This is a genomic window from Psychromonas sp., from assembly GCF_047632995.1.
GTDB lineage: Bacteria > Pseudomonadota > Gammaproteobacteria > Enterobacterales > Psychromonadaceae > Psychromonas.
In genome coordinates, this window is the sequence record NZ_JBLIEK010000134.1 from 1 (window position 1) to 8,415 (window position 8,415).

Here is an 8,415-nt window from a genome sequence, read left to right on the forward strand (position 1 = left end):
TTTGCAGCTTTCGCTGCGACTCAATATTACTGACTAAAACTAAAGTACCTAAGTACTTTTGTTATTCTGAATAAATGAATTTATTCGTGTGTCACTACTATTGATGTTGCCTTGCATTATAAATAACACGAGGACTTTGATTTTTTTGAAATCACATCAACAATAAGTGTCCACACAGATTGTTTGATTAAATTGTTAAAGAGCGGCCTTTCGGCGAGGTGCGAATAATACGCGCCTTTCAAACGATGTCAACAGCCTTTTTAATGTTTCCAATTAACGTTTAACGTTATCAGAAGCTAGCCTCTTTCGTTCTCAGTCACTGGCGTTGCAGCCCTTGTCTGTGTGGCGCATTATAGAGATTCAGATCACATTGGCAAGTGTTTATTTACAATTACGCACCGAGTGGTTATTTAACATACAGCTGGGTTGCAAACAGCCAGAATTACCGTTAATAAGTAGCGGAATAATCACATCTGCAGCAGATCGATATCACCACTGATCATATATATATTCAATTAATTTAAAAAATCAGCCTTAAATTGCTCTCTATTATTTTTATAGGCGTTAATACATGACAAACAGATACATGACTTATCTTTCTCATGAGCTGGCAGCAACTCGATAAGTGAAGAGGGAATTTCGACATTATTACACCAACAGGGCTTCTCACTATAAGCTTTGCATTGGCTCAGGCCGTTACAGAATGGGCACTTTTTTTGGGGATTAATTGTCATAAATAGTTTCTTTATAGGTAAAGGAATTATGTTGCTCATTGAAGTTGCACATTAGAATCGATTATTGATGCACTGCCAACATCTAAAATAATACAAGAATATAGCCTTAAACAGTAACAAGAATGGTCGATTCTCTTATAAATTTCGAATAGACTAATCACACACTCAATTGCTAGGAAAATTTCATGTATAAACTTATTGCGCTAGATATGGATGGCACATTACTTGATAGCCAAAAAGCGCTAACGAGTCGCGTTCGTTCTGCGATAACTTCGGCTAAAGAACAAGGCATTAAAGTTGTTTTAGCTTCTGGTCGCCCGTTTGAGGGAATGTTACCGACATTAAATGCATTGGGTTTAGATGGTGAAGATGATTATGTACTTACCTACAACGCGTCGTTGATTCTTAAAGTCGCTTGTAAAACAGTTGTTAGCAGTGCGATCTTAACGGGTCAAGATGCCATAGATCTTTATAAAATAGCAGACAGATTAGGGGTTAATATTTTAGCCTACTCAATGACACGCGGGTTAATCACTCCCAAACAGAATAAATATACGGACTTCGAAGCCAACCTTAATAGTATTCAATATACGGAGTTTGATTTCAATAAGCTTGATGCGGATGAAGATATTCTAAAAGTAATGATGATTGATGAAGCGCAACAACTCTCCAACGCGATACTGGCATTGCCTCATACGCTGCAGGAAAAATACTCAATGGCACAAAGCACCCCTCATTTTTATGAATTTATGAATAAAAACAGCAATAAAGGTAAAGGAATGGCGGCATTGACTGCACACCTGGGCCTTAGGCCTGAACAAATTATTTGTGTAGGTGATGCGGCTAATGATTTAGAGATGATTAAATTCGCAGGTCTTGGCGTGGCCATGGAAAATGCGATCGATGAAGTTAAAGCACACGCCGACTATATTACAATGAGTAATGATCAGGATGGCGTTGCACATGTTTTTGAAAAATATATATTAAAGTAGGTATATGGAAATAAGCAGAATTTCTGCTGCTTATTTCCTTTTATTACTATCCGTGTTCGTGACAATGCTCGTGCTCATGTTCATGTTCATAACCAGCGGCAAACGTCTCAAGAATGATTGAACTCGGACTAAACTCGTCGTCAGCACCCGCCATATATCTCAGATGCTCCCAGGTCAACATATACGCAAAATAAAGACGGTATAAGCGCGCCTTTTTAACACCTACATCAGAAAACAGTTGACTGCCACTGTAACCCTGCAAATCTTCGATAATATTGACAAAGCGCAGCCATTTTTTATTTAAGATTTTATTTGTACAAATCGCATGGTTTCCTGCAATCGCATTAAACACCTTTAATGCTTCCCAAAATCGCTTACTGGTATCTTCATTATTAAGCTTCTGCGCGCTATTGATAGATTTTGCAAAGGTATTCGCGGCTACCCCTTCATTACTTAAATAGTGCCGCAACTGCTGTTCTAAGTGCACACCCCCTTGCTCAAATAAATCAGTTGCATTGAAAGTTTTTTTTGATCTGATCAGCGATTGTAAAAAATGTTCGAAGTCTGGACTCACGTACTTTTCCTTATGTTTTTTATCTGCACAAAAGCATAACAGGTCGTATTGAACAATATTACTTTTAGTTATTATTTTCTTCGATATACGGCCTTGAAACCAATTTTATTATACTTAAAAAACAAAACTTGGTACTTTTTATCATTAGCAACAATCTCACATTTCCTCTACAATCCGTTTCTTTTTACTACAGATACAAAGCTATGTTATTAACCATTCTTTACATTATCGGCATCACAGCAGAAGCGATGACCGGTGCTATTTCAGCAGGCAAAAGAAAAATGGATTGGTTTGGGGTGATGTTTGTTGCCAGTGTGGCGGCCATAGGTGGCGGTACGGCGCGTGATATGATTTTAGGTCACTACCCTGTTGGCTGGATAAAGCACCCTGAATATATAATTATAACCTGTGCTGCAGGCGTTTTTACCACCTTAATTGCCCCTTGGGTGGCACGTAACCAACGACTTTTTATCGCTTTAGATTCAATTGGTTTGGTTGTTTTTAGCATTATCGGTAGTCGTGTCGCTATGGATATGCACCTGCCCGCCATAATCTGCGTTATTGCTGCAATCGTCACCGGCATATTTGGTGGCTTATTCCGCGATCTTATCTGCCGTCAGCCGCCTTTAGTATTACATAAAGAGTTGTACGCTTCAGTGGCACTGTTTTCATCCAGTTTATATCTGCTACTACATTGGTATGGCATCGAAGAGACTATTGCAGTGATCGCCACTTTGATAGCTGGTTTCAGCCTGCGCATCATAGCGCTTAAATTTAGCTGGTCTTTACCTGTATTTCATTTTGAACAAGAACAGACAGAGCAACAAAAAGATACAAAAAAAAAGTAATAAAAACTGCCTAATCAAGTCCCGTCGAGCGGCACGTTACTAGTCCAATCAAATTATAAATAGTTACTGCCTTACAAACTAATGTAAAGAAATGTATTACGGGGCTTCGCCTGCACTTCAATGAGGGGCAAACCGCCCTCCTTTTCAGTAGAAATAAAATACAAAAGTAACAAAATGTAACTAAGTCTAGCCGCTCGTAAAAAACCAAATTAAAATAAAAAAATCATATGCTTATAATTTACATTACTCTATGTTGAACCTTCCATGAGATTGTCGGGAGGCGTAATGTAACATCTTATCACCATTTACATTACATCCGGGAGAGCTGAACTGCCATTCAATGTTCCCTTTATTTAATCCTGAAAATCTCATTTTCCTCTAGTAATAGTAATAAATCACCGAAATAGATGAGCAACAAATCGGTTTTTTTTACAAAAAAATAACTAGAACAATATAAAAAGGATGTTATTTCACTATGATAAATTTAAGGTTTACAAAAAGACGTCTCTCTACCGCTATTATATTAGCAACAGGGGTGATACTAACGGGCTGTACAAGCGACGACAACGCAACATTAACCTGCGAACTTCCACAAGTTTTCGATGAAACGCAAACAACGTGTATTACGCCAGAGCCAACTGCACCTTATGCAGTAGATCTTTACCTTAAAGGTGGATTTAGTGGTTGGGGTGCAGAAGATACCTATAAATTAATTTTTAAAGATGATGCTTATTACCTTGATAATGTAGAATTTCTTGCTGGTATTCCAGAGTTCAAAGTAGCCGATGATGTATGGGCTATCGATACGAGTTTCACTGTCGACATAGAAAATCTTACACAAATAGAGCCTGGTAACGTCTATACCCTACAAACAGGCGACGGCGCTGCCAATATGGCGCTTTTAATTACAAACGCGGGTTTATATGATTTTAAACTTGAAGTTGGTGCTGACCTGCTTCACCCAACATTTACCTATACGCAAGATGCACCACCTTTAAATTACGATCTTTATATTCGCGGCGGGTTCAACGGCTGGAGTACAGATAACCAACTGAAATACATTGGGGATAATATTTACCAAGTGATTATGCAAGTTGCACCTGGTAACCATGAATTTAAACTAGCAGCAGATGACTGGTCAAGCGAATGGGTATTAGGTGAAGAAGCTGTAACAGCTGAGCTGGACAATGACTACACTATGATAGGCGAAGGCGCTAATGCCAGCTTCTTTGTTACCGAGACGGGTTACTACAAATTTACAGTTGATGCATCAGATGCCACTGTACCTGTGCTACATATCGTTGCAACAGATGGCAGTCAAGGAGTGGAAGTGAATCCCCATGAAGGCCGTGAGAATATACAAAAACTGACGTTCGCCACTTATGATGACAAAGAAGAGGTAGCGACCTTCTCAGCAGATGATCTAACAGCTCAATATCGCAGCTATGCACAATCAACGACGCAGGAACGGCGTGATCCGGGTGATGGTTATGTTATCTATCAAGAAAAAGCGGGACAACCGACAATCCGTTCCGGAAATCTAGCCTTTGATGCACTGTTTTCATTAGCAGTTAATGAAACAGAGCAAAACAGCGTATCTGAAATTAAAGATGGCGGTTACAATGGCGGTCAAGCGATTGAGTGTAACTGTTTCGAAACAGGTGCTAAATGGCACTATGTATGGACTCGCGATCTTTCTTATGCAGCAAACTTAGGACTCGCACTGCTTGATCCGAAGCGTGTTAAAAGATCACTGGAGTTTAAACTTTCTGGTTATCGTGATGGGGTAAGCAAACCAACGCAGGCAGCCGGTGACGATAGTGGTCTGCAAATCGTACAAGATACTGGTTCAGGCGGTAGCTGGCCAATCAGTACAGACCGTGTAACCTGGGCATTTGGCGCTGAAAAAGCACTGCAAAATCTAACCGGTGAAACACGTAATGCATTTGCATTAAAAGCTTATAAAGCATTGATTAATACTGTCGAAAATGACCGTAAAGCGGCTTTTGATAAGCTTGACGGTTTATACAATGGTGAGCAGTCATTCCTTGATTGGCGTGAACAAACTTATGCAAGCTGGATAACAAAAGATATCGCCAGCCTAGGTAGCGCAAAAGCACTTTCGACTAATGCAGCACATTATCAGGCATTAACGTTAACGGCTAAATTAGCAACAGACCAAGGTGCACCTGCAGTTGCCACTAAATATCAAGGCTGGGCTGATGCACTTAAAATTGCAATCAATAAGCGTTTCTGGTTAGAAGATGCTGGCATGTATAGTAGCTTAACAGCTGGGCATCAAGATTTAGCGCCGCTGCATAAGTTTGACTGGTTAGGACAATCACTCACTATAATTACAGGTATCGCGGATACAACACGCGCTAATAAAGTATTAGCAAATTACCCGCACAGCGAAATGGGTGCACCGGTAATATTCCCGCAACAGCCGGGGGTTGCTATCTACCATAACCGTGCCATCTGGCCATTTGTTACCGCTTACGGCCTAAAAGCTGCAGCACAAACAGGCAATACCGCCGTAGCAGACGCTGCTTACCAGACATTATTCCGCAGTGCTGCACTTAACCTTTCGAATATGGAAAACCTTGAGTGGTTATCACTTAAACCTAATCTGTTAGATTTTGATAATCCATCATTATCAGGTCCGGTCATTAACTCGCAACGTCAACTTTGGTCTGTTGGAGCTTATGTGGGTATGGTACTCGAAGATGTCTTCGGTCTGAGTACAACAGATCAAGGTATCAACCTGACACCATTTATTACCAGCAAGCTGCGCAAAGATAAATTTGCTGACAGTGACAGCCTTAAATTACAAGGGTTAACACTGCACGGCAAGGTTATTAATCTGGAAATACTGTTACCGGAAGCATCTCAAGATGATGGTTATTATGCAGTGCAAAATGTAACAGTAAATGGCAATGTCGCATCACAATCGATCGATTGGGCAGATCTTACTGAAACTAATGCTTTAGTCATTACCTTGGGAAATCTTATCGCTGGCGCGACTGAGATTACTAAAGTGACAGCCGATCCGCTCAGTACAAATGATGCAGCAGTATTTGCACCCAAAGAGCCACTGATTCAGCGTGTATTTGCTGATGATACACATCTCGCTGTCGAGTTTAGTGATACGCAAACGGGTAATATTAGCTACAACCTGTACCGTAATGGCGTGCTTGTAAAAGCCAATGTAGACAAAGGAATTGTGGCTGACACTATTACCCCTGTAAACGGAGAAGGTAGTTGTTATGCTGTAGAAGCTGTCTATGCTGAGACAAAAAACTACTCTCATCACAGTGCGCCAGTATGTTTTGGCACAACGCAAGATATCGCGGTAACAGATACACGCGTCAGTTCGAATATCAGCGTTACTCCAGCTAATGAGGTAATCAGTGAAGATTATCTAAACAATTGGGGCAGTTTAAACGACACACTGACAGTAAGTGATCTCATACTAACAACGGCAGGCGATTACGGCATTCAACTGCAGTACCATAATAACTTTAATGCTATCAACCTGGGTATAACCAATGGGGTGAAATGGTTACAAGTTAAAAATGCTGCCGGTGATGTTGTTGCCGAAGGGGTTATCCAAATGCCACATGCCGTTGTTAAAAACGGGAAAAAACCACTGGCTTACTCCACACCACTTGCAGCCAATCTTGCTGCTGGCAGTTATTCATTAGAAGTCACTGACTTCTACAATATGAGCTACCTATCCAGCAACACCACCTTTATTGGTAGTGGTGGTACAGAAGGTGCAGTAAACAAGTTTGATATTGCAGCTATTCGCATTCAACCTGTGGCACCGCTGGCAGATTGATTTGAAGTTAGATTATAAAAAAGGCTTGCGAAGTTAACTTGGCAAGCCTTTCTAAAACAATCTTATTTTCTTAGTTTACTTATGAAGCCTGCTGCTCTAAATAGCCAAATGCAGTTAACAATGCTGGCTCTTGAAACAGTTTCAAGCCCACTTCACGCGCATCCGGTTTTACCTGTGCTTTTGATAAACCCTCTTTAATATAAGTTGAAGAGATCACCATTACATTTAATTCCGTCATTAACTGCAAAGCCCCCTCTATTTTAAAGCTCAGTGGGTTACCGGCATATTTACCTTTTAGATCACGCTGTTTGATCACAACTGTGTCTACTTTATAATCTTTCATTAACTGTAAAAAATCGAATTGAAACTTTTTAAGTGGTTCAGTATTAATCGCATCAACTAAGGTGAATTTAGCTGTACGTACTTTAGGGACGTCATATAAACCATCTTTTAACTGTATTATGCTAATAATCGCATCATTGCCTTTTAACTCTACACCACAAACTCTCATAAAAATCCCCTTAGCTTAAACAGCACGCATTATTATTGAAATTTAAGATTCAAGCAACTAGCAAATTAAAATATCATTGCACAGTTGCAATTCTGCAACCCTTACGTCTCAGTAATGCAACCCTCCCCCACATGAATCGCCAAGGTTTTTTATTTGTTTCCCTTTTATTTCAGTGTGTTACTGATTAATTAATTTGTGGCATGCTACTTGTAATAACTATTAATATAAATAGTTATCAAGCTATGCGCTAAACAAGGACATTTATGAAAGTTGCACTGTTAATAGCACAATCTCGGGTATCCCCTGTTTTTGAAACCACTCCGTTTTGGTTACAGATTGAAGCGACTGCAAACCAATGTTTAATTGCTGACACACATCATTTTAAAAAAGCAAATGAGATCGCAATGGTAAATGAGCTATTGGCGGAAGGTGTTGAGATGGTTATTTGTGGTGCAATCCCCTATTACCTTGAAAAAACATTGATCAGCCAAGGCTGTGAACTGTTTTCATTTATTGCCGGTGACATAGCAGAGGTGATAAACGCACTGCATCTTGATCTATTAGACAAACCTAAATTTAAAATGCCGGGATGTCAAAAACGTAAAAAAAGAGGAAAAAACTCATTTTGTAAACACGCTGTTAATCAATAATTTTTACACTTAACTGCAAAAAAGGAAAATAAAAATGCCAGAATTAAATATAAAAAAAGAAAACTATCATCGTTTTTCAGCTCAGATTGGGCAACGAATGAATTGTACACAAAAATTACAACGTCTCCGTTGTTGTGGCCGAGTTATCTCTGAACAAGAGGCTAGTGATGGACTTTTGAGAAAGGGCCAAGGTCGCGGGCAAGGCATAGCAAACGGCCAAGGTCGCGGACAAGGCATAGCAAACGGCCAAGGTCGCGGACAAGGC

Annotated in this window: 8 protein-coding genes; 5 read left to right on the forward strand and 3 right to left on the reverse strand. The window is 39.9% G+C overall.

All coding sequences use genetic code 11. The features are described from left to right. Positions 1–515: 515 nt before the first annotated feature. The gene (locus tag ACJAT7_RS16275) at positions 516–773 is read right to left on the reverse strand and encodes a cysteine-rich CWC family protein (protein WP_415227856.1); all 258 of its coding nucleotides are present in this window, start codon (positions 771–773) and stop codon (positions 516–518) included. Positions 774–919: 146 nt separating this feature from the next. Here ACJAT7_RS16275 and ACJAT7_RS16280 point away from each other — a divergent pair, with 146 nt between their 5' ends. Continuing rightward, the gene (locus tag ACJAT7_RS16280; RefSeq protein ID WP_415227857.1) at positions 920–1,726 is read left to right on the forward strand and encodes a Cof-type HAD-IIB family hydrolase; all 807 of its coding nucleotides are present in this window, start codon (positions 920–922) and stop codon (positions 1,724–1,726) included. Positions 1,727–1,772: 46 nt separating this feature from the next. On the opposite strand, the gene ACJAT7_RS16285 is transcribed toward ACJAT7_RS16280, so the two are convergent. Then, positions 1,773–2,300: a hypothetical protein gene (locus ACJAT7_RS16285; protein ID WP_415227858.1), complete on the reverse strand. Its 528-nt coding sequence runs from the start codon at positions 2,298–2,300 to the stop codon at positions 1,773–1,775. A gap of 203 nt (positions 2,301–2,503) precedes the next feature. On the opposite strand from ACJAT7_RS16285, the gene ACJAT7_RS16290 reads away from it, so the two are divergent. Next, the gene (locus tag ACJAT7_RS16290; RefSeq protein WP_415227859.1) at positions 2,504–3,148 is read left to right on the forward strand and encodes a trimeric intracellular cation channel family protein; all 645 of its coding nucleotides are present in this window, start codon (positions 2,504–2,506) and stop codon (positions 3,146–3,148) included. Positions 3,149–3,623: 475 nt separating this feature from the next. Continuing rightward, positions 3,624–6,989 (forward strand): MGH1-like glycoside hydrolase domain-containing protein, encoded by a 3,366-nt coding sequence (locus ACJAT7_RS16295; RefSeq protein WP_415227860.1) that lies wholly within the window; start codon positions 3,624–3,626, stop codon positions 6,987–6,989. A 79-nt stretch (positions 6,990–7,068) separates the two neighbouring features. On the opposite strand, the gene ACJAT7_RS16300 is transcribed toward ACJAT7_RS16295, so the two are convergent. After that, positions 7,069–7,500: a DUF3010 family protein gene (locus tag ACJAT7_RS16300; protein ID WP_415227861.1), complete on the reverse strand. Its 432-nt coding sequence runs from the start codon at positions 7,498–7,500 to the stop codon at positions 7,069–7,071. A gap of 263 nt (positions 7,501–7,763) precedes the next feature. Between ACJAT7_RS16300 and ACJAT7_RS16305 the strand changes: the two genes are divergently transcribed. Both ACJAT7_RS16305 and ACJAT7_RS16310 read left to right on the forward strand, forming a co-directional pair. Then, positions 7,764–8,150, forward strand: a complete 387-nt coding sequence (locus ACJAT7_RS16305; protein ID WP_415227862.1) for a NifB/NifX family molybdenum-iron cluster-binding protein — start codon at positions 7,764–7,766, stop codon at positions 8,148–8,150. A 34-nt stretch (positions 8,151–8,184) separates the two neighbouring features. Beyond that, positions 8,185–8,415: hypothetical protein (locus ACJAT7_RS16310; protein WP_415227863.1), on the forward strand; the 231-nt coding region annotated here is incomplete at its 3' end.